This window comes from Pseudomonas sp. NFX1 (assembly GCF_051123555.1).
Lineage (GTDB): Bacteria > Pseudomonadota > Gammaproteobacteria > Pseudomonadales > Pseudomonadaceae > Aquipseudomonas > Aquipseudomonas capeferrum.
This window is the reverse complement of the sequence record NZ_CP169366.1, coordinates 2,735,240-2,753,704: the sequence shown is the minus strand read 5'-3', so window position 1 is coordinate 2,753,704 and position 18,465 is coordinate 2,735,240. Positions and strand designations below refer to the sequence as shown.

Annotated in this window: 16 protein-coding genes; 8 read left to right on the top strand and 8 right to left on the bottom strand. The window is 64.0% G+C overall.

Features of this window, described 5'->3' with window-relative positions:
• The first annotated feature begins 166 nt into the window (after positions 1–166).
• Positions 167–1,981, top strand: a complete 1,815-nt coding sequence (locus DJ563_RS12365; protein ID WP_434519611.1) for an ABC transporter ATP-binding protein/permease — start codon at positions 167–169, stop codon at positions 1,979–1,981.
• A gap of 34 nt (positions 1,982–2,015) precedes the next feature.
• On the opposite strand, the gene DJ563_RS12360 is transcribed toward DJ563_RS12365, so the two are convergent.
• Positions 2,016–2,720 carry an SOS response-associated peptidase family protein gene (locus tag DJ563_RS12360; protein ID WP_274100447.1) on the bottom strand — a complete coding sequence of 235 codons (705 nt, stop codon included), beginning with the start codon at positions 2,718–2,720 and terminating at the stop codon, positions 2,016–2,018.
• A gap of 100 nt (positions 2,721–2,820) precedes the next feature.
• Here DJ563_RS12360 and DJ563_RS12355 point away from each other — a divergent pair, with 100 nt between their 5' ends.
• Positions 2,821–3,249, top strand: a complete 429-nt coding sequence (locus tag DJ563_RS12355; RefSeq protein ID WP_033696667.1) for a LexA family protein — start codon at positions 2,821–2,823, stop codon at positions 3,247–3,249.
• Between the two features lie 13 nt (positions 3,250–3,262).
• Here the strand turns inward: DJ563_RS12355 and DJ563_RS12350 are convergent, their stop codons facing one another.
• Entirely contained in the window at positions 3,263–4,465 is a 1,203-nt protein-coding gene (locus DJ563_RS12350; protein ID WP_274100446.1) for an MFS transporter, read from the bottom strand.
• A gap of 136 nt (positions 4,466–4,601) precedes the next feature.
• Here DJ563_RS12350 and DJ563_RS12345 point away from each other — a divergent pair, with 136 nt between their 5' ends.
• Entirely contained in the window at positions 4,602–5,900 is a 1,299-nt protein-coding gene (locus tag DJ563_RS12345; RefSeq protein WP_434519610.1) for a Y-family DNA polymerase, read from the top strand.
• Here DJ563_RS12345 and DJ563_RS12340 read toward each other — a convergent pair.
• Complete coding sequence (locus tag DJ563_RS12340) at positions 5,897–7,180, bottom strand: arsenic transporter (RefSeq protein ID WP_434519609.1); 1,284 nt, start codon at positions 7,178–7,180, stop codon at positions 5,897–5,899. The genes DJ563_RS12345 and DJ563_RS12340 overlap by 4 nt on opposite strands.
• Before the next feature lie 236 nt (positions 7,181–7,416).
• Between DJ563_RS12340 and DJ563_RS12335 the strand changes: the two genes are divergently transcribed.
• The 4 genes from DJ563_RS12335 (at position 7,417) to DJ563_RS12320 (ending at position 11,905) form a co-directional block, all read left to right on the top strand.
• The gene (locus tag DJ563_RS12335; RefSeq protein ID WP_274100492.1) at positions 7,417–9,657 is read left to right on the top strand and encodes a TonB-dependent siderophore receptor; all 2,241 of its coding nucleotides are present in this window, start codon (positions 7,417–7,419) and stop codon (positions 9,655–9,657) included.
• 114 nt (positions 9,658–9,771) lie between these two features.
• Positions 9,772–10,059, top strand: a complete 288-nt coding sequence (locus DJ563_RS12330) for an iron transporter (protein ID WP_274100493.1) — start codon at positions 9,772–9,774, stop codon at positions 10,057–10,059.
• Positions 10,056–11,576, top strand: a complete 1,521-nt coding sequence (locus DJ563_RS12325) for a PepSY-associated TM helix domain-containing protein (RefSeq protein WP_434519608.1) — start codon at positions 10,056–10,058, stop codon at positions 11,574–11,576. Before DJ563_RS12330 ends, DJ563_RS12325 begins: the two co-directional genes overlap by 4 nt.
• The gene (locus DJ563_RS12320; protein WP_047583942.1) at positions 11,573–11,905 is read left to right on the top strand and encodes a DUF3325 domain-containing protein; all 333 of its coding nucleotides are present in this window, start codon (positions 11,573–11,575) and stop codon (positions 11,903–11,905) included. The genes DJ563_RS12325 and DJ563_RS12320 overlap by 4 nt, the downstream gene beginning before the upstream one ends.
• A 20-nt stretch (positions 11,906–11,925) precedes the next feature.
• Here DJ563_RS12320 and DJ563_RS12315 read toward each other — a convergent pair whose 3' ends face one another.
• Positions 11,926–12,441: a DUF4880 domain-containing protein gene (locus DJ563_RS12315; protein WP_186661587.1), complete on the bottom strand. Its 516-nt coding sequence runs from the start codon at positions 12,439–12,441 to the stop codon at positions 11,926–11,928.
• Between the two features lie 435 nt (positions 12,442–12,876).
• Positions 12,877–13,188 carry a DUF6124 family protein gene (locus DJ563_RS12310; RefSeq protein WP_434519607.1) on the bottom strand — a complete coding sequence of 104 codons (312 nt, stop codon included), beginning with the start codon at positions 13,186–13,188 and terminating at the stop codon, positions 12,877–12,879.
• Between the two features lie 88 nt (positions 13,189–13,276).
• Between DJ563_RS12310 and DJ563_RS12305 the strand changes: the two genes are divergently transcribed.
• Positions 13,277–13,984, top strand: coding sequence for a LexA family transcriptional regulator (locus tag DJ563_RS12305; protein WP_033696676.1), 708 nt, complete (start codon positions 13,277–13,279; stop codon positions 13,982–13,984).
• Between the two features lie 94 nt (positions 13,985–14,078).
• Here DJ563_RS12305 and DJ563_RS12300 read toward each other — a convergent pair whose 3' ends face one another.
• From DJ563_RS12300 to DJ563_RS12290, 3 genes are read right to left on the bottom strand one after another with little or no spacing between them, the layout of a single operon-like run.
• Entirely contained in the window at positions 14,079–16,031 is a 1,953-nt protein-coding gene (locus DJ563_RS12300) for an acetyl/propionyl/methylcrotonyl-CoA carboxylase subunit alpha (protein WP_274099640.1), read from the bottom strand.
• Positions 16,028–16,843: a gamma-carboxygeranoyl-CoA hydratase gene (locus DJ563_RS12295; protein WP_434519606.1), complete on the bottom strand. Its 816-nt coding sequence runs from the start codon at positions 16,841–16,843 to the stop codon at positions 16,028–16,030. Before DJ563_RS12295 ends, DJ563_RS12300 begins: the two co-directional genes overlap by 4 nt.
• Positions 16,844–16,846: 3 nt before the next feature.
• Complete coding sequence (locus DJ563_RS12290) at positions 16,847–18,454, bottom strand: carboxyl transferase domain-containing protein (protein ID WP_033696679.1); 1,608 nt, start codon at positions 18,452–18,454, stop codon at positions 16,847–16,849.
• Positions 18,455–18,465: the final 11 nt, after the last annotated feature.

The following is an 18,465-nucleotide window of genomic DNA, read 5'->3' as shown; positions in this document are numbered from 1 at the left end:
ATTTCGCAAAACCCCTATCTGCGCAAGCAGGTAGGGGTTTTGTCTTTTCCGGCTTGCACTATCTATCGCGCCGCCGGGCACCCGATAATGAAATCTGCGTCATCTATGCCTGATCAATCGCGGGGTAGTGCTACCCTCGCGTAAATACTCAGCATGGATACCCATCATGGAAATGAACTGGCACCAGGCCCTGCAAGAGAGTCTGAGCTGGCTTGCAATTGCCTCGTTCATCACCTTGGTCTGCTTCACCGCAGCCGCCACACTGGCAGTACGTTGCACACGCTGGGGCAGCCAATTCTGGCAGCTTGCCGGGTCGTACTTCAGCTTCAGGCGCAGCTGGCGGCCGTTGTTGGTGTTTGCCTTGCTACTGGTGCTGACACTGTTCTCGGTGCGCCTGAACGTGCTGTTCTCGTTCTGGTACAACGGGTTCTACAGCGCCCTGCAAGGCCTCGACCAGAATGCCTTCTGGTACCTCCTTGGGGTATTTGCGGTGCTGGCGACCATTCACGTATTGCGCTCGCTGTTCACGTTCTACGTGACACAGGCTTTCAGCATCCAATGGCGAGTCTGGCTCACCGAGCGGCTGACCCGCGACTGGATGCATGGCGATGCCTATTACCGTAGCCAGTTCCTCGCCGAGCCGGTAGATAACCCTGACCAGCGTATCGAGCTGGACGTAAATGCGTTCGTCACCAACTCGGTGTCGCTTGCGCTCGGCGCGGTCAGCGCGCTGGTCTCGCTGGTGGCCTTCACTGGCATCCTCTGGGGGTTGTCGGCGCCGCTTGAAGTGGCGGGGTACGAGGTACCACGGGCGATGGTCTTTGCCGTGTACCTGTATGTGATCGTCGCCACCTGGATCGCCTTTCGTCTCGGGCGCCCGCTGATTCGCCTGAATTTCCTCAACGAAAAACTCACCGCCAACTTCCGTTACGCCCTGATGCGTCTGCGCGAAAACGCCGAGAACATTGCCTTTTACCAGGGCGCGAAGGTCGAGCGGGGCACGTTGATGGGCCGCTTTGGCGCATTGATCGTCAACGCGTGGGCATTGGTCTTCCGAAACCTCAAGTTCAGCGGCTTCAACCTGGGCATCAGCCAGGTCGCCGTGGTGTTCCCGTTCATCCTCCAGGCGCCGCGCTTCTTCAGTGGCGCGATCAAGCTGGGTGACGTCATGCAGACCTCCCAGGCATTTGGCCAAGTGCAGGATTCGTTGTCTTTCTTCCGCGAGTCCTACGATGCGTTCGCCCAATACCGTGCCACCCTCGATCGTTTGACCGGCTTCCTGGATGCCAACGAGCAGGCCAGTTCACTGCCGCGCGTCAACACCGAGGAACAGGCGCACGCCCTGGATATCACCCGCTTGCAGGTGCTTCGCCCCGATGGCCATCACCTGATCGCCGACCTCGCCCTGAGCCTGCGTGCCGGTCAGGCGCTGTTGATCAAAGGGCCGTCGGGTAGCGGTAAAACCACCTTGTTGCGTGCCCTCGCGGGCCTCTGGCCATACGCCGAAGGTGAGGTGAAACGGCCTGTGGGGCACCAGGCGTTGTTCCTGTCGCAGCGGCCATACCTGCCGTTGGGTGACCTGCGCACCATCATCGCCTACCCCTCGGCCAGCGTGCCCGAGGACGAAGCGCGCATGCAGCAGGCTTTGCGTCAAGTCAACCTGGCCCACCTTGCCGAGCGCCTGGATGTCAGTTGTGACTGGTCGCACATACTCTCGGTCGGTGAACAACAACGCCTGGCGTTTGCCCGCGTGCTGTTCAACCAGCCCCAGGTGGTGTTTCTCGACGAGTCCACCTCGGCAATGGATGAAGGGCTGGAGCATGCGCTGTATGCGCTGTTGCGCAGCGAAATGCCAGACACCTTGCTGGTCAGTGTCGGCCACCGCAGTACCTTGGCGCCGTTCCACACCCACCGCCTGGAAGTGGATGGGCATGGGGGGTGGTCTGTGCAGGAGCAGCACCCGGCGCAGGTTCCGGTTTAGCGACATTGCACACGCGGATAACGGCAAGACGACGTCAGGGCTGGTGCTCGGTATGCTGCATCACGATCAACTCGGCACCGTCGTTGCGCACATTCCCGACGTCCTTGCCCACCGCAAACCACTCGAACGCCTCCACCGGCAGGCATCGCTCCCGCGCCAGGCGTTCGGCTTGTGCGGCCGGCACATCAGCGTCAATCCACGCGCGCGCGTCCGCCGGCCCCAGCACCAGAGGCCGGCGGTCATGGATGTCGACCATTCCCTCATCACTGGCGGCGGTGATGATCACGAAGCCATCGCCCTCGTTGGGCGCCAGCCCCGTGTGCACCTCGGCCAACGCGGCCATGAACATCGGCGCGCGGCTTTTCAGGCGGATGTAGTAGGGCTGCTTGCGCTTGGCATCGTGCGGGTCGGCCACCCATTCGTACCAACCATCCGCCATTACCAAGGCCCGCCCCTGAGGCCACAGGGCCTTGAAGAACTTGCCGGTGGTCACTGTCTCGACCCGCGCATTGATGGGGGCCGGGTGTTTGCGAGTGGCCCAGAAAGGTGCCCAGCCCCAGTGGCAAGGGTCGATGCGCAGGCCGTCCTCGGCATTGTGCAGGATCAGCACCCGGCTGCCGGGGGCAACGTTGTAGCGTCCGATTGGCAGGTTGTCGTAGCCGCTGATCACGTCCTGTTCGGCGTCCAGTTCACGCAGGTAATCGGCCAGGCCCTGATATTGAGCGAAGCGTCCGCACATGGCATGTACCCCCACTTGTCGAAATTTCCTACGCCGAAATTGACCTGATACTCAGCAGGTCGATACTGTATCTATATACAGTTAATTTCAAGGCCGTGCCATGACATCCATCCTGGGCCCCATCACCTGCGGTAGCGGTGTTGTTCCGCGTTATCTGTTCCGTATCCCGGCAGGCTTTCCGTCACCGGCGGCGGATCACATGGAGCAGCCCATCTCGCTGGACGAACTGTTCAACCTGCGCGCCCCGCACATGTATCTGGTCAGGATAGACGGCGACAGCATGCAGGGCGCCGGGATCTTCGACGGCGACCTGGTGCTGGTCGACCGCTCCCTCGAAGCGCGGCATGGCCAGATCGTGATCGCTGCGGTCAATGGCGAGCCGCTGTGCAAGCGGCTGCACCGCATTGGCGGGCAGGTGGCGTTGCGCTCGGAGAATCCGCGTTACCCGCCGAGGTACATCCTCGAAGGCGACGAGTTGACGATCTGGGGCGTGGTGACGTTCAGCGTCCGCAGCCATGACCTGAAATAGCGGCGCAGCCCGTTCAGCGCAGCAGGCCAAGCCCTGCAAGGGTAACCCCGGCACACACTGCGCCGAGCAGAAATGTAGCCTGGAACCCGACCCCGTCCCACATCAGCCCAGCCACTACACTGGCGATCAGCAGCGCAACTCCGGTCAGCAGATGGAACAGGCCGAACGCGGTACCGCGCAGGTTGGCCGGGGCGCTGTCGGCGATCAGCGCGGCAAAGATGCCTTGGGTAAAGCCCAGGTGCAGCCCCCACGCCACCACCCCGAGGGCCAGCCCGGCCCACCCCGGCCACAAGGCCAACAGCAGGTCAGCTGCTACCAGTAGCCCTAGCCCGGTCATCAGCACGCCACGGCGGCCGAGCCTGTCCGACAGTACACCGGCGGGGTAGGCCGACAGCGAATAGGCCAGGGCCATCACCACCAGCACCGCCGGCGCCCACTGTGCGGCCAGGCCCATGTCCTGGGCGCGCAGCAGCAAAAAAGCCTCACTGAAGCGCGCCAAGGTAAACACCATGGCCAGCACGATCAGCCGCCAGTAGCCGGCGCCAAGCCGCAGCAGTTCGCGCATGGCCAGGGGGGAGCGCACAGGCCGTGCCGCAGCCGTGGCCTCGGGCTCGTGCACGAACACCACGAGGGTGCCGACCGCCAGCAGGGCAGGGATCACCGCGACCCAGAACACCGTCTGGAAATGGCTGGCCGTAAGCCACATCAACAGGATTGCCAGCAACGGCCCAAGAAAGGCGCCGACCGTGTCCAGGGCCTGGCGCAGGCCGAACGCAGCGCCGCGCAACTCGGGCGGTGTCACATCCGCCACCAGCGCATCCCGCGGCGCACCCCGGATACCCTTGCCGATGCGGTCGACAAAACGCGCCCCGATCAGCCACTCCAGGCCCGAGGCCAAGGGGAACACCGGCTTGGTCAGCGCGCCCAGGCCATAGCCCAGTACCGTCAGCAGCTTGCGTTTGCCCAAGCGGTCGCTCAGCGCGCCGGAAAACACCTTGGTGATCGACGCCGTGGCCTCGGCAATGCCTTCGATAACGCCCACCGCCACCACCGAAGTGCCGAGCACGGTCACCATGTACAGCGGCAGCAGGGCGTGGATCATCTCCGAGGAGATGTCCATGAACATCGACACGATACCCAGCGCCCAGACACTGCGTGGGATCTTCGGCAAGGCCTTGGCGGTGGCCATGTGCTGGGTTTTCTCGACGCTGCGCATCGCTGGCCTCGGCCTGGTGGCTACGTTCGAAACTGTAGGAGCCCTGGCCCAGGATGCAAATCGGATGAGCGGGTAGCAGCATCCGCGCAGCGCTGTGTTTAACTGTATATAAATACAGTATTCGTGTTGCCGCCCGATGAATCCTTCTCCCGTTTTCGCCCTGATCGATTGCAACAGCTTCTACGCCAGTTGCGAGCGTGTGTTCCGCCCTGATCTGTTGCGCACACCCATCGTCGTGCTGAGCAACAACGACGGCTGCATCATCGCCCGCAGCGCCGAGGCCAAGCAGTGGGTGAAGATGGGCCAGCCGTATTATCAGGTGAAGGAGCTGCTGCACCGCCATGGCGTAGTGGCTTTTTCATCCAACTACGCGCTGTACGGTGACATGAGCCAGCGCGTGATGACGGTAATCGAAGGCATGGTCCCGGCACTGGAGGTGTATTCCATCGACGAAGCCTTCGCGGACCTGGCCGGCGTGCCTGGCGACCTCGACTACCTTGGCCGCTGCATCCGTGAGCGGGTGCTCAAGCACACCGGCATCCCCGTGGGCGTTGGCATCGCCGGTACCAAGACCCTGGCCAAGCTGGCCAACCATGCGGCCAAGCGCTGGGCGGTGCATAGCGGTGGGGTGGTCGACCTGCGGGTTGCGTCGCATCGTGAGTGGGTGCTGAAGAAGTGCGACGTGTCAGAGGTCTGGGGCATCGGCAAGCGCCTCACCGCGCACCTGCAGGGCTTGGGCATCCGCACGGCCTGGGACCTGTCCCGCGCCGAGCCGGGTTTGTTGCGCAAGACCTTCAGCGTGGTGGTGGAAAAGACCGCGCGCGAACTGGCCGGCACGCCGTGCCTGCAACTGCAGGACATCGATCCGCCACGCCAGGAAATCTGTTGCAGCCGTATGTTCGGCCAGCGCCTGACCGAACTGGCGCCCATCAAGGAAGCAGTGGCCACCTACGTGATGCGCGCCTCGGAGAAGCTACGCGGCCAGGGCTCACTGGCGAGCAAGATGCGTGTCAGCATCCGTACCGGCATGTTCAACCCGGACGAAGCCAAGTATGCCAATGGCGTGGCGGTGCAGTTGCCATACCCTACCGATGACGTGCGGCTGCTCACGCGCATGGCCCTGGAGGCGGTGGGCCGGGTGTATCGGCAGGGCTTTCGCTACAGCAAGGCAGAGGTGTTGCTGTTGCAGTTGTGCCGGCGCGGGGAGTTCACCGGCGACTTGTTTACGCCGTCGCAGACGCTGCAGACGGAGCGGGTGATGAGCGTGATCGACGGTGTGAATGCGCGCTGGGGCAGGGGCACGCTGCGCAGTGCCGCGGTGCCGGCGGCGGCGCAATGGGCGATGCGGCGGGAGCTGATGAGCGCAGGCTTTACCACACAGGTGGATGGGTTGTGGCGGGTAAACCGCGCGCCCATAGAGCGCCGGTGCACCTAAATACTCAAGCGCACCGCCAACGCCGCCAATGTCACCAGCAACACCGGTACCGTCAGCAGTACCCCGACCTTGAAGTAATACCCCCAGCCAATGCTGACCCCTTTGCGCGCCAGCACATGCAGCCATAACAGCGTGGCCAGGCTGCCGATCGGGGTGATCTTCGGCCCCAGGTCGCAGCCAATGACGTTGGCATAGATCATCGCCTCACGCACGACACCCTGTGCCTCGCTGGCATGGATCGACAGCGCGCCGATCAGCACGCTGGGCAAGTTGTTCATCACCGACGACAACAGCGCAGCAATCAGCCCGGTACCCAGCGACGCAGCCCACACCCCATGCCCGGCCAGCCAGTTCAGCACGCTGGCCAGCGCATCGGTCATGCCGGCATTGCGCAAGCCGTAGACCACCAGGTACATCCCCAGCGAAAACACCACGATCTGCCACGGCGCTTCGCGCAGCACGCGGCGGGTGGCAATCACATGGCCACGGGCAGCTACGGCGAACAGAACAACTGCGCAGGCCGCGGCCACGGCACTGACCGGTATGCCCAAAGGCTCAAGCACGAACAGGCTGGCAAGCAAGGCCAGCAGCACAACCCAACCGACCCGAAAGGTGGCGCGGTCGCGAATGGCCATGGCCGGTGGCTTGAGGTCGGCGGTGGCATAGCGCAGCGGGATGTCGCGGCCGAAGTACAGCCTCAATACCAGCAGGGTCGCCGCTACCGCCACCAGGTTCACCGGGACCATGACCGAGGCATAGGCATTGAACCCGAGGTCGAAGTAATCGGCCGAGACAATGTTCACCAGGTTCGACACCACCAGCGGCAGGCTGGCGGTGTCGGCGATGAAGCCTGCGCCCATGACGAAGGCCAGAGTCGCGGCAGGCGAGAAGCGCAGCGCCAGCAGCATCGACATGACGATCGGGGTGAGGATCAACGCCGCGCCGTCATTGGCGAACAGCGCCGACACGGCCGCACCCAGCAACACCATGAAGGCGAACAGGCGGCGCCCGTCACCCCGCGCCCAGCGCGCCACATGCAGCGCCGCCCACTCGAAGAAGCCGGCCTCGTCCAGCAGCAGGCTGATGATGATGAGGGCGATGAACGTGGCGGTGGCATTCCAGATGATGGCCCAGACCGCAGGGATGTCGTGCAGCGAGACCACCCCGCACAGCAGGGCGAGCACCGCGCCGATGGTGGCGCTCCAGCCCACGCCCAGGCCTTTGGGTTGCCAGATGACCAGGGTGAGGGTGAACAGGAAAATCAATGCGGCTGCAAGCATGAACAGAAGGTCTCGATGGGCCAAAGAGGCCGCCACAGAGTAGGGCAAGCTCGGGCGTTTCAGCAAAGTTCCGTTACAAACATGTAAGTTTCGTAAATAAGATTTAAACTCATTTGAGAATCACTATATTTACCACCCCTATTGACCTCCACATTGTGTTTGCGAGGGCGGTGGGCGAGGGCTCTCCGGCCTGGCAAGGATGTGCCTTTCGCTCATGAACCGCAGGAGATGTACCGATGCAATCCAGAACCTCACCCAACAGCCTGGCCCTGGCGTTCGTCGCGCTGGCCTCGCCGGCCATGGTCGCGACCGTAGCCCACGCCGAAGAGCAACGCACGGGTGAAGTGCTGGAAGTACCGGCTGCTGAAAATGCCCTGGTCATCCAGGACACCCTCGTCACCGCCGAGCGCGAGGCGCGGCAGGCACTGGGTTCGTCGATCATCACCGAAGAAGACATCAAGCGTCACCCTCCGACCAATGACCTGTCCGAGCTGATCCGTCGCGAGCCCGGGGTCAACCTGACCGGCAACAGCGCCAGCGGTGCGCGCGGCAACAACCGGCAGATCGACCTGCGCGGCATGGGGCCGGAAAACACCTTGATCCTCATCGACGGCAAGCCTTCCAGCGCCCGTAACGCGGTGCGCTACGGCTGGAACGGCGACCGTGACACCCGTGGCGAAACCAACTGGGTGCCGGCTGAAGCGGTCGAGCGCATCGAGATCCTGCGCGGGCCGGCGGCGGCGCGTTACGGCTCCGGCGCCATGGGTGGGGTGGTCAACATCATCACCAAGCGCCCGACCGATGAGCTCAAGGGCAGCGTCAGCCTGTACACGCAGATGCCCGAAGACAGCGCCGAGGGTGCCAGCCGCCGCGCCAACTTCAACCTGGGCGGCGGGCTCACCGAAAACCTTGGGTTCCGCCTGTACGGTGGCCTGGCCAAGACCGATGCCGACGACCTGGACATCAACGCCAGCCATGCCAACAGTGCGTTGTCGGCTGGCCGCGAAGGCGTGCGCAACAAGGACATCAACGGCCTGTTGAGCTGGAAGCTCAACGACGAGCACCGCCTCGAAGCCAGCGCCGGCTATAGCCGCCAAGGCAACCTCTACGCCGGCGACACCATGAACAGCAACGGTGGCAGCAATGTCGAGCTGATCTCCAGCCTGTATGGCCACGAGACCAACGTGATGCAACGCAACACCTACGACCTGACCCACCTGGGCGACTTCACCTGGGGCACCAGCAAGACCACCCTGGCCTATGAATACGTGCGCAACTGGCGCCTCAACGAAGGCCTGGCCGGTGGCCCGGAAGGCGCGATCAACGACAGCGGCGCGGCCATGTCGCGGCTGCGCAATACACGCCTGAGCAGTGAAGTGAACCTGCCGTTCGCCATGGGCAGCACCGAACATGTGCTGACCCTGGGGGGAGAGTACCTGTACGAGTCGCTGAACGATCAAGGCTCGTTCCGCCCGCAGAGTTTCGACCCGAGCGGCGGTGGCAACGACGCGATCAGCGGCTTCGATCGCAGCAACTCGAAGATGACCGCCAAGAGCTACGCGCTGTTCGTCGAAGACAACATCATTGTTGGCGACACCACCGTCACCCCGGGCCTGCGTTTTGACCACCATGAAACCTTCGGTGACAACTTCAGCCCTAGCCTGAACCTGTCGCACAAGCTGACCGAGGCGCTGTCGCTCAAGGGCGGTATCGCCCGGGCCTACAAGGTGCCGAACCTGTACCAGTCCAACCCTAATTACCTGCTCTACAGCCGGGGTAACGGTTGCAGCGTGCAGCAGACCAACTCCGGTGGCTGCTACCTGCAGGGCAACGCCGACCTCAAGCCCGAGATCAGCGTCAACAAGGAGATCGGCCTGCTGTACGACCGTGGCACCTGGCGTACCAGCGCGACCTACTTCCGCAACGACTACAAGAACAAGATCATCGGTGACACCGATGTGCTCTACACCATCAACAGCGGCCGTCGCGTGACCCAGTGGGAGAACGCCGGCGAGGCGCGCGTGGAAGGTATCGAGGGCAACTTCTTCATCGAGCTGACCCCGACCCTGGACTGGAACACCAACCTGACCTGGATGCTCGACAACGACAGCCGCGAGACTGGCGAACCGCTGTCGGTGATCCCGGAGTACACGGTCAATACCACCCTCGACTGGCGCGCCACCGACAAGCTGTCGTTCCAGGTCGCGGGTACGTACTTCGGCAAGCAGAAATCGCCGACCTACAACTACCGCACCCAGGAAAGCTACGACCAGGATGCACAGCAGGATGTGGAAGCCTACGGGCTGGTGGACGTGAGCACGGGCTACAAATTCAACGCCAACTATGACGTGCGGGTGGGGGTGAACAATGTGTTCGACAAACAGATCCTGCGCGGTGGCAATGCCAGCAGCTCGGGGGCCAATACCTATAACCAACCGGGTCGGGCGGTGTTTGCCTCGTTGAACATCACATTCTGACCCCTGGGGCCGCTGTGCGGCCCTTTGCGATCGGTCCGGCGCCCCGGCAAGGCCGCTCCTGTACGCAGGCGCGGCCTTGCTTCGCGCCCCATCATGACCTCTGAGGGACACCCGATGATCCAAGCCCCCGCCTGGCTGCAGATCCTCTCTCGCAGCGCGGCCGCATTGTTTGGCGGCTACGCGCTCAGCTACGCCGCCAGTGCCTGCCTGGCCCGGTTGTTGCCGCTGTCGGCCGCCGACGCAGTCATTGTCGCGACCCTGCCAGCGTTCGTCTTCTACACCGGCGCAATCCTCTGGGCCTTTGCCAGCCGTGACGCCGTGCGCGCCTGGGCACCCTTGGCCCTCGCCGTACCGCTGGCATTGCTCGGCTTCTGGCCGCAGGCATTGGGGTGGCTGGCATGAAGAATACCTTCACACAATCGATGGCCTGGCTGCATACCTGGGCCGGGCTGATCTTCGGCTGGCTGTTGTTTGCCATCTTCGTCACCGGCACCCTGGCGGTGTTCGACAAGGAACTCGACCACTGGATGCAGCCAGAGGTCCCGGCTACCGAGGTTTCCCAGGCCGATGCCGCGCGACGGGCCGTTGCCTACCTGCAGGCCCATGAACCGCAGGCCGGCAACTGGGGCATCAGCCTGCCGACCGAACGTTCGCCGGGGTTGCGCGTATCCACCGGCGACCGTCGCCATGGCGGTGGCGTGCAGCTCGACCCGCGAACCGGCGAGGCCATCGAGGTGCGTGACAGCGTTGGCGGCAACTTCTTTTTCCGCTTCCATTTCACCCTCGACCTGCCGCGCAACTGGGGCATCTTCGTGGTCGGTGCGTTGGCGCTGGTGATGCTGGCCGCACTGGTCACCGGTATCGTGATCCACAAGAAAATCTTCAAAGAGTTCTTCACCTTTCGGCCCGACAAGGGCCAACGTTCGTGGCTGGACTTTCACAATGCCAGCGCTGTGCTGTTGCTGCCGTTCCACCTGATGATCACCTATACCGGTCTGGTGATCTTCATGCTCATCTACATCCCGGCTGGGGTCGATGCGCTGTTCGAAGGCGACAGCCGCGCCTACTTCAATGCCCAGGGCAATGCCCGCCTGGAGCAGCCTCGGCAGCTGGCCAGGCAGCCGGGCCAACTGGTCGATGTGGCACCGTTGCTGGCCCAGGCCGAGGCCCGGCTGGGGCCGCTGGGCGGCCTCAACATCCGCAACCCCAACACGGCCGGTGCGCGCATCGAAATCCGCCCCGAGCTGGGCAACCGCATCGCCCTCGCCAAAGGCCAGGCCATGGTCTTCGATGGCGTCAGTGGCGAGCTGCTCAGCGATGTACCGCAATGGCGCGCGGCCCCCCTGACCCAGCGGGTGATGGTGGGCCTGCACTTCGCGCAGTTTGGCGGTTACCCGATGCGCTGGTTGTACTTCATCTGTGGGCTGGTCAGTTGCGTGATGATCGCCAGTGGGTTGGTGCTGTTCTGCGTCAAGCGTGGGCGCAAGTATGCCAACGGTACGGCCCAGGCTTCGGCGCGGCGCTGGTACCGGGTGGCCGAAGTGTGCAATGTCGGTTTCATCAGCGGCTTGCTGCTGGCCTGCGTGGCTCTGCTGTGGGCCAGCCGCGTGCTGCCGGTCGAGCTGGCGCAACGGGAAAGCTGGGAAGTGCGTACGTTCTTCGGTGTGTGGTTGTTGGCGCTGTTGCATGCAGGCGTCAGGCCGGCCCGGCGGGCTTGGGTCGAGCAACTGCTGCTGGCGGCCGTGCTGTGCATCGGCTTGGGCGCACTGGGCGGCGTGGGGGATGCGATGCGCGTGGGCGTGGTACTTAGTGCCTTGGTGATGGGCGTTTTGCTGGGGCTGGTGGCGTGGCGGGTGGGCAAAGCGGTACCGGCGCCGATCCGGGCCAAAGCTGGGCGCAATGTGGAGGCTGGCGCATGATGATGTGGGTCACAGGTGGCGTGTTGTTCGCCTACGTTGGCATGCTCGGGCTGTGCCAGGGCCTGGAACGGCATTACAAGCAGGTATGGCAGCGGCCCTGCCCACGTGCGCTGCGTGTGGGGTTGCGCGGCGCGGGGTGGCTCGCGTTGCTGGTCAGCCTGCTGTTGTGCGCTCAAGCCTGGGGGTGGGCCATGGGGCCGGTGGCCTGGCTGGGCGCGATGTCGTTGTCGGGGATGCTGCTGGTGATGCTGCTGCCGTACTGGCCACGGCTGGCCGTCGGCTTGGCGGCGGTTGTGCCTGTGTGGGGGATGGTGCAGCTGTTTGGGTGATGCCCGTTACTGAGCAGGGGTCAGGCCCAAAAGCCAAACAGCAGCAACGCTGCAACGCCTAGGCCCATTGCAATCGAACAACCCCCCAACGACAGCGCCGCGCGCCCTTGGCGGTACCAACCGTCCTGGCCAAGTTGCCGGGCCGGGGCCAGCAGGCTGCGCCAGCGCAGCTCGGTGTCGTGAAACGCCTGCAAGTTCGCCGGGTCGGCATCCAGCCAGCGGCGAAAGTCGATGCGCTCGCACGCGCTCACGTGGGGGCTCTGCAGGCGCACGTACCATTGCCCGGCAACGCTCGCCAGCACATCGAGGCGCGAACGGCCTGCCTGCAGCGCCTGGTTCATATGGCGCTCGATGCTGCTCAACGGCAAATCAAGCCGGGCAGAGAGGGTGGCGAAATCCAGTTGGTCGAGACGGTTGAGCAGGAACACTTGCTGGACGCGTCGGGGCAGGCGTTTCAGGGCATGCAGCAGGGCGTCTTCGGCAGCGTGCTCGGCAGTGGGGGTTGGGTGTTCAAGGGGCAGCAGCAGACGTGTCATGGACAGCTCCTTGCTCAAAGGGGGAGGTGTGGGGGCATCTTCCTTGATGCCTCATCAGCGTAGGCGAAACGAGATTGATTCTCAAGTGCTGATTCGGCAAAGTTTTGTAATGAGCGTTCACGGTCTGACACACTTTTGCTATCATGCCGGCCATTCACGATCTTCATTAGCCTGAAGAGCAAAAAAAAAGACCCGGCAAAAAGCCGGGTCAAAAACCGTGATTAGCCTGATGAGGAGATAATCTGAGAGCGACCTAAGCTCCAGGTTATCCAGCAGATCTCGCGATCAGCTGAGTGCAATAATAATCGTTATCATTTGCCAGTCAAATGATTTTTCGCTAATTCGGTAAAATAGTTTTACCGATGCGCTTCCTTGTCCCGGCAATCGGGGCCTTTGCCGTTACCCCGGCCATCACGTATCTCCCTTCCTTGTTACCTACAAACCCGTCTGCGCGGTGCGTTTGTGCTCCAGCAGTGCGCGCGCCATGTCCATCATGTGCATCAATGCGAAGGTCAACTCGCGCTGGGTGCCTTGCTGATGGACAGCGGTTTCCTGCGCCGTGGCGGCGGCACAGCGGAGCAGGGCGATGGCGTGCTCCTGGGCTTGCTCACCGGTTACGCCTTCGTGGAGCGTCCAGATCTTGTTCTCGATACTGGGGCGCGTCGGGTTGGGGTTGAGGTAGTAGTCGAGGGCGCGGCGGGCCGCTTCGCTGTCGAGATCTGTTTCGTCGTTTTGCGGTGGTTTCATCCTGATACCTGCGAATGCCAATAGGGAAAGGGTTCAGGTCGATACTAATACCTAAAGTATTTTCGCGCTTTCTGATAAATAATACTGAATGTTTATTGAGCGCCGGAAGGCAGTCCGTATCGTGCCAGCGATGAATATGGATAAATGGATTGCCCTCGTCCGTGACCGGATGGAGGAGCTAGGGCTTACTCAAGAGCAGCTTGCCGAGCGCGTTGGCGTGTCGCAAGGCAGCGTAGGGCATTGGGTGAACAAGCGGCGACAACCGAAGATCGAGTCGATGAACCGAACGTTCATCGAGCTTGGCATGCCTCATTACAATGTCAGCTTACGGCTGCGCATCGTGGGGCAGGTTGGCGAGGCGCGAGGCATCTATGATGTGGATGATGCCGACGACGACCTGGATCTCATGCAATACATCGTGTGTTTCCGCTACCCGGTACTGAGTTGGGATGAGCTCGGTGCAGAGGCGCTGGCGGAGCCTGTTGCATACGAGCAGACGGACTACATGGCCCAAGGCAAGGCGTTCTGGCTGACCGTTGAAAACGATGCGATGAGTGCCGCCAGTGGCCGCAGCGTGCCGCAGGGCATGCGCATGCTGGTGGACCCAGGGGTGGAGGCTGAGCCGGGGCGCTTGGTCATCGCCCGCCAACCGGGCAAGCAGGCGATTTTCCGTGAGCTGGCCGAAGAGGGTGGGCAGCTGTACCTGAAGGCGCTGAACAGCAGCTACCCGGCACTGTTGTGCGAGGAGGGCTGCGTGTTTCTGGGCGTGGTCGTGCGGGTGCATGGGGCGTTTTGACTGCTGATTTTTTGTAGCGCCCATGTGATCGAGCGCCGCCCGCGCGGCACTCGATCGCATAGACACCCCAGACCTCAAGCCGGGCCGCCTTGAATCATTCCACCAATTCGACCAGCACCGTCCCTTCGCTGACCATATCCCCTTCCTGACAGAACAGCGCCTTCACCGCCCCAGCATGCGGTGCGCGAATGCTGTGCTCCATCTTCATCGCCTCCAGCACCACCAGCGCCGTACCGGCCTCCACCACCTGCCCCGGCTCGACCAGCACCCGCACGATGCTGCCGTTCATGGGCGCGCCCAGGCCACCTTGGTGGCTATGGCTGGCCTCAGCCTCGGCAATCGGGTCGAAGGCTTCGATCGCGTGCATCTCGCCCTCCCAGCGCAGGTACAAGGTGCCACCGCGGCGTATCGCCAGGTGCTGACGGCGCACGCCTTCCTGGTCGTGCACCAGTTGCTCGCCATCGAGCTGCCAGGTGGAGGCCGCGCTGCGTTCCAGCGCCACCGCCTGGTCCTGCCCGGCACTGGCCAGATGCAGGCAGCTACGCGCTGGCAGCCCCAGGCGCAGGCCGTTGCGCTCAGCCCAGGGCGAACGGTTGTCGTCGTCACGTTGCTGGCCGGCCTGGCCCTGCAGCCAGGCTTCGGCGGCCGCCTCCCAGAAAGGTGCTGGCAGCGCTTGCGGGGCGGGCAGCAAAACATCCTGGTGGCGCGGGATGAACCCGGTGTCGAGCTCGGCCTCGGCAAACGCCGGGTGGGCGAGAATGCGCCGCAGGAAGGCGATGTTGGTCTTCAACCCGCCGATGGCGAATTCGTCCAGCATCGCCAGCAAACGCAGGCGCGCCTGTTCGCGGTCCTCGCCCCAGGCAATCAGCTTGCCCAGCATGGGGTCGTAGAATGGCGACACCTCGTCACCCTCGCTGACCCCGCTGTCCACCCGGCGGCCTTCGCCCGGCGCCGACTCGCGGTACAGGGCCAGCTTGCCAGTGGCTGGCAGAAACCCGTTGGCCGGGTCTTCGGCATACAGGCGCACTTCGATGGCATGGCCGATCAGCGGCACTTGTGCCTGCGTGATCGGCAATGCCTCGCCGCGCGCCACGCGGATTTGCCATGCGACCAAGTCGAGGCCGGTGATGGCTTCGGTAACCGGGTGTTCGACCTGCAGGCGGGTGTTCATCTCCATGAAGAAGAACTCGCCGCGGGCATCGAGCAGAAACTCCACCGTGCCCGCACCCACATAGCCGATGGCCTGGGCAGCGCGCACCGCGGCCTCGCCCATGGCCTGGCGCTGCGCGGGGGACAGGCCAGGGGCAGGGGCTTCTTCGACCACTTTCTGGTGGCGGCGCTGAATCGAGCAGTCACGTTCGTTGAGGTACAGGCAGTTGCCGTGCTGGTCGGCGAACACCTGGATTTCTACGTGGCGTGGCTTGAGTACGTACTTTTCCACCAGCATGCGAGCATCGCCAAACGACGATTGCGCCTCACGCTGCGCCGAGGCCAGGGCGTCGGCCAGCTGGCTTTCGTCTTCGACCACTTTCATGCCTTTGCCGCCGCCACCGGCGCTGGCCTTGAGCAGCACCGGGTAGCCGATGCGTTCGGCGGCGGAACGGAAGGTGTCCAGGTCCTGGGCTTCACCGTGGTAGCCCGGCACCAGCGGCACGCCGGCAGCGTCCATCAGGGCCTTGGCAGCCGATTTGCTGCCCATCGCGTCGATGGCGCTGGCCGGTGGGCCGAGGAAGATCAGCCCGGCGTCTTCGATGGCGCGGGCAAAGCCTGCGTTTTCCGAAAGAAAACCATAGCCCGGGTGGATGGCTTGGGCGCCGCTGGCCTTGGCCGCGGCAAGCAGTTTGTCCACCAGCAAGTAGCTTTCGGCGGCCTTGGTGCCGCCGAGGTCGACGCGGATATCGGCTTCGCGGCTGTGCCGTGCGTCACGGTCGGTGGCGCTGTGCACGGCAACGGTGGTCAGGCCCATGGCCTTGGCGGTGCGCATCACCCGGCAGGCAATCTCGCCGCGGTTGGCGACCAGCAGGGTGGTCAACGGGGTGCGGCTCATGGGCGCGGCTCCTTGTTGTCGTCGGTTTGCCAGGCCGGGTGGCGCTTTTCGAGGAAGGCGCGCAGGCCCTCCTGGCCTTCGGCGCTGACGCGGATGCGAGCGATGGTGTTTTCGCAGTAGCGGCGCAGGGCAGGGCTCAGTTCGCCGTCATCCACCTCGCGCAGCAGGTCTTTGCTGGCGCGCAGGGCTTGCGGGCTGTTGAGCAGCAGGTTGGCCACCCAGGCTTCGACCTGGGCATCCAGTTCATGGGCCGGGTACACCTCGGCCAGCAGCCCCATTTCACGGGCGCGTACGCCGCTGAAGCGTTCGGCGGTCAGGGCATAGCGGCGCGTGGCGCGCTCGCCGATGGCCTTGACCACGAAGGGGCTGATGACCGCCGGGGCCAGGCCGATGCGCACTTCCGACAGGCACAGCTGGGCGTCTTCGGCGCCGATGGCCATGTCGCAGCAACTGATCAGGCCCAACGCGCCACCAAAGGCCGCGCCCTGCACCACAGCCAGGGTCGGCGCCTTGAACCGGTGCAGGGTGTACATCAGCTCGCCCAGCTCGTGGGCGTCATCGAGGTTGGTGTTGAAGTCCAGTTGTGCCGACTGTTGCATCCAGGCCAGGTCGGCGCCGGCGCTGAAGTGCCGGCCACGGCCGCGCAGCAGCAGAAAACGCAGGCTGCTGTCTTCGGCTAGCTGGCCGAGGGCAACGATCAGCTCGCGGATCATCTGGGCGTTGAAGGCGTTGTTCTTGTCTTCGCGGCTGAGCCACAGGGTGGCGAAGCCGCGAGGGTCGTTGACCACTTCAAGGGTGCTGAAATCGCTCATGGATCACATCCGGAAAATGCCGAAGCGGCTCTGTTCGATCGGGGCGTTCAGCGCGGCGGACAACGCCAGGCCGAGCACGTCGCGGGTCTGTGCCGGGTCGATCACGCCGTCGTCCCACAGCCGGGCGCTGGAGTAGTAGGGGTGGCCCTGGTGCTCGTACTGGTCGAGGATCGGCTGCTTGAGCCTGGCCTCGTCCTCGGCGCTGAAGGGCTGACCGCTGCGCTCGCTTTGTTCGCGTTTGACCTGGGCCAGCACGCCTGCGGCCTGTTCGGCGCCCATCACGCCGATGCGTGCGTTAGGCCACATCCACAGCATGCGTGGGTCGTAGGCGCGGCCGCACATGCCATAGTTGCCGGCGCCGAAGCTGCCGCCGATGATTACCGTGAACTTCGGTACCTGGGCGCAGGCCACCGCGGTCACCAGCTTGGCGCCATGCTTGGCGATGCCGCCTTCCTCGTACTTCTTGCCGACCATGAAGCCGGTGATGTTCTGCAGGAACAGCAGCGGGATGCCGCGCTGGCAGGCCAGTTCGATGAAGTGCGCGCCCTTTTGCGCGGCTTCGGCGAACAGAATGCCGTTGTTGGCCAGGATCGCTATCGGGTAGCCGTGCAGGTGGGCGAAGCCACACACCAGGGTGGTGCCGAACAGTGCCTTGAACTCATCGAACACCGAGCCATCGACCAGGCGGGCAATGACCTCGCGCACGTCGAACGGCTGCTTGGCGTCTGCCGGTACCACGCCGTACAGCTCATCGGCAGGGTACAGCGGGGCGATCGGCGCCTGGCGCTGCAAGGTGCCCAGCTTGTGCCAGTTGAGGTTGGCCACGCTGCGCCGGGCCAGGGCCAGGGCGTGTTCGTCATTGTCGGCGTAATGGTCGGCCACGCCGCTGATGCGGCAGTGCACATCGGCGCCGCCGAGGTCTTCGGCGCTCACCACCTCACCGGTGGCGGCCTTCACCAGCGGCGGGCCGGCCAGGAAGATGGTGGCCTGCTGGCGGACCATGATCGCTTCGTCAGCCATGGCCGGCACATAGGCGCCGCCGGCGGTACACGAGCCCATCACCACGGCGATCTGCGGGATGCCCAGCGCGCTCATGTTGGCCTGGTTGAAGAAGATCCGCCCGAAGTGCTCGCGGTCAGGGAACACTTCGTCCTGACGCGGCAGGTTGGCGCCACCGGAATCGACCAGGTAGATGCACGGCAGGCGGTTCTGCAGGGCGATGGTTTGCGCGCGCAGGTGTTTCTTGACCGTCAGCGGGTAATAGGAGCCGCCTTTGACCGTGGCGTCGTTGGCCACGATCATGCACTCCACGCCTTCGACTCGGCCGATGCCAGCAATCACGCCCGCGGCGGGCACGTCTTCGCCATATACCTCATGGGCGGCCAGCTGGCCGATTTCGAGGAAGGGTGAGCCTGCGTCCAGCAGGCGGTCGATACGCTCGCGCGGCAGCAGTTTGCCGCGCGAGGTATGCCGCTCCTGGGCCTTGGGGCCGCCGCCCTGGGCAATGTGGGCAAGCAGGCCACGCAGGGCCTGGACCTGTTCGAGCATGGCCGCGCTGTTGCCGGCGAACTCCGCCGAACGCGGGTTGATCTGGGTGTGCAAGGTAGCCATGTGCGCCCGTC

Excerpts from the sequence above, each read along its gene's own strand:
- DJ563_RS12340 (WP_434519609.1), bottom strand. The coding sequence starts at position 7,180 with ATGCTTGCAGCCGCATTGATTTTCCTGTTCACCCTCACCCTGGTCATC.
- DJ563_RS12305 (WP_033696676.1), top strand. The coding sequence starts at position 13,277 with ATGTTTATTGAGCGCCGGAAGGCAGTCCGTATCGTGCCAGCGATGAAT.
- DJ563_RS12310 (WP_434519607.1), bottom strand. The coding sequence starts at position 13,188 with ATGAAACCACCGCAAAACGACGAAACAGATCTCGACAGCGAAGCGGCC.
- DJ563_RS12300 (WP_274099640.1), bottom strand. The coding sequence starts at position 16,031 with ATGAGCCGCACCCCGTTGACCACCCTGCTGGTCGCCAACCGCGGCGAG.
- DJ563_RS12360 (WP_274100447.1), bottom strand. The coding sequence starts at position 2,720 with ATGTGCGGACGCTTCGCTCAATATCAGGGCCTGGCCGATTACCTGCGT.
- DJ563_RS12345 (WP_434519610.1), top strand. The coding sequence starts at position 4,602 with ATGAATCCTTCTCCCGTTTTCGCCCTGATCGATTGCAACAGCTTCTAC.
- DJ563_RS12290 (WP_033696679.1), bottom strand. The coding sequence starts at position 18,454 with ATGGCTACCTTGCACACCCAGATCAACCCGCGTTCGGCGGAGTTCGCC.
- DJ563_RS12320 (WP_047583942.1), top strand. The coding sequence starts at position 11,573 with ATGATGATGTGGGTCACAGGTGGCGTGTTGTTCGCCTACGTTGGCATG.
- DJ563_RS12295 (WP_434519606.1), bottom strand. The coding sequence starts at position 16,843 with ATGAGCGATTTCAGCACCCTTGAAGTGGTCAACGACCCTCGCGGCTTC.
- DJ563_RS12335 (WP_274100492.1), top strand. The coding sequence starts at position 7,417 with ATGCAATCCAGAACCTCACCCAACAGCCTGGCCCTGGCGTTCGTCGCG.
- DJ563_RS12330 (WP_274100493.1), top strand. The coding sequence starts at position 9,772 with ATGATCCAAGCCCCCGCCTGGCTGCAGATCCTCTCTCGCAGCGCGGCC.
- DJ563_RS12355 (WP_033696667.1), top strand. The coding sequence starts at position 2,821 with ATGACATCCATCCTGGGCCCCATCACCTGCGGTAGCGGTGTTGTTCCG.
- DJ563_RS12325 (WP_434519608.1), top strand. The coding sequence starts at position 10,056 with ATGAAGAATACCTTCACACAATCGATGGCCTGGCTGCATACCTGGGCC.
- DJ563_RS12365 (WP_434519611.1), top strand. The coding sequence starts at position 167 with ATGGAAATGAACTGGCACCAGGCCCTGCAAGAGAGTCTGAGCTGGCTT.
- DJ563_RS12350 (WP_274100446.1), bottom strand. The coding sequence starts at position 4,465 with ATGCGCAGCGTCGAGAAAACCCAGCACATGGCCACCGCCAAGGCCTTG.
- DJ563_RS12315 (WP_186661587.1), bottom strand. The coding sequence starts at position 12,441 with ATGACACGTCTGCTGCTGCCCCTTGAACACCCAACCCCCACTGCCGAG.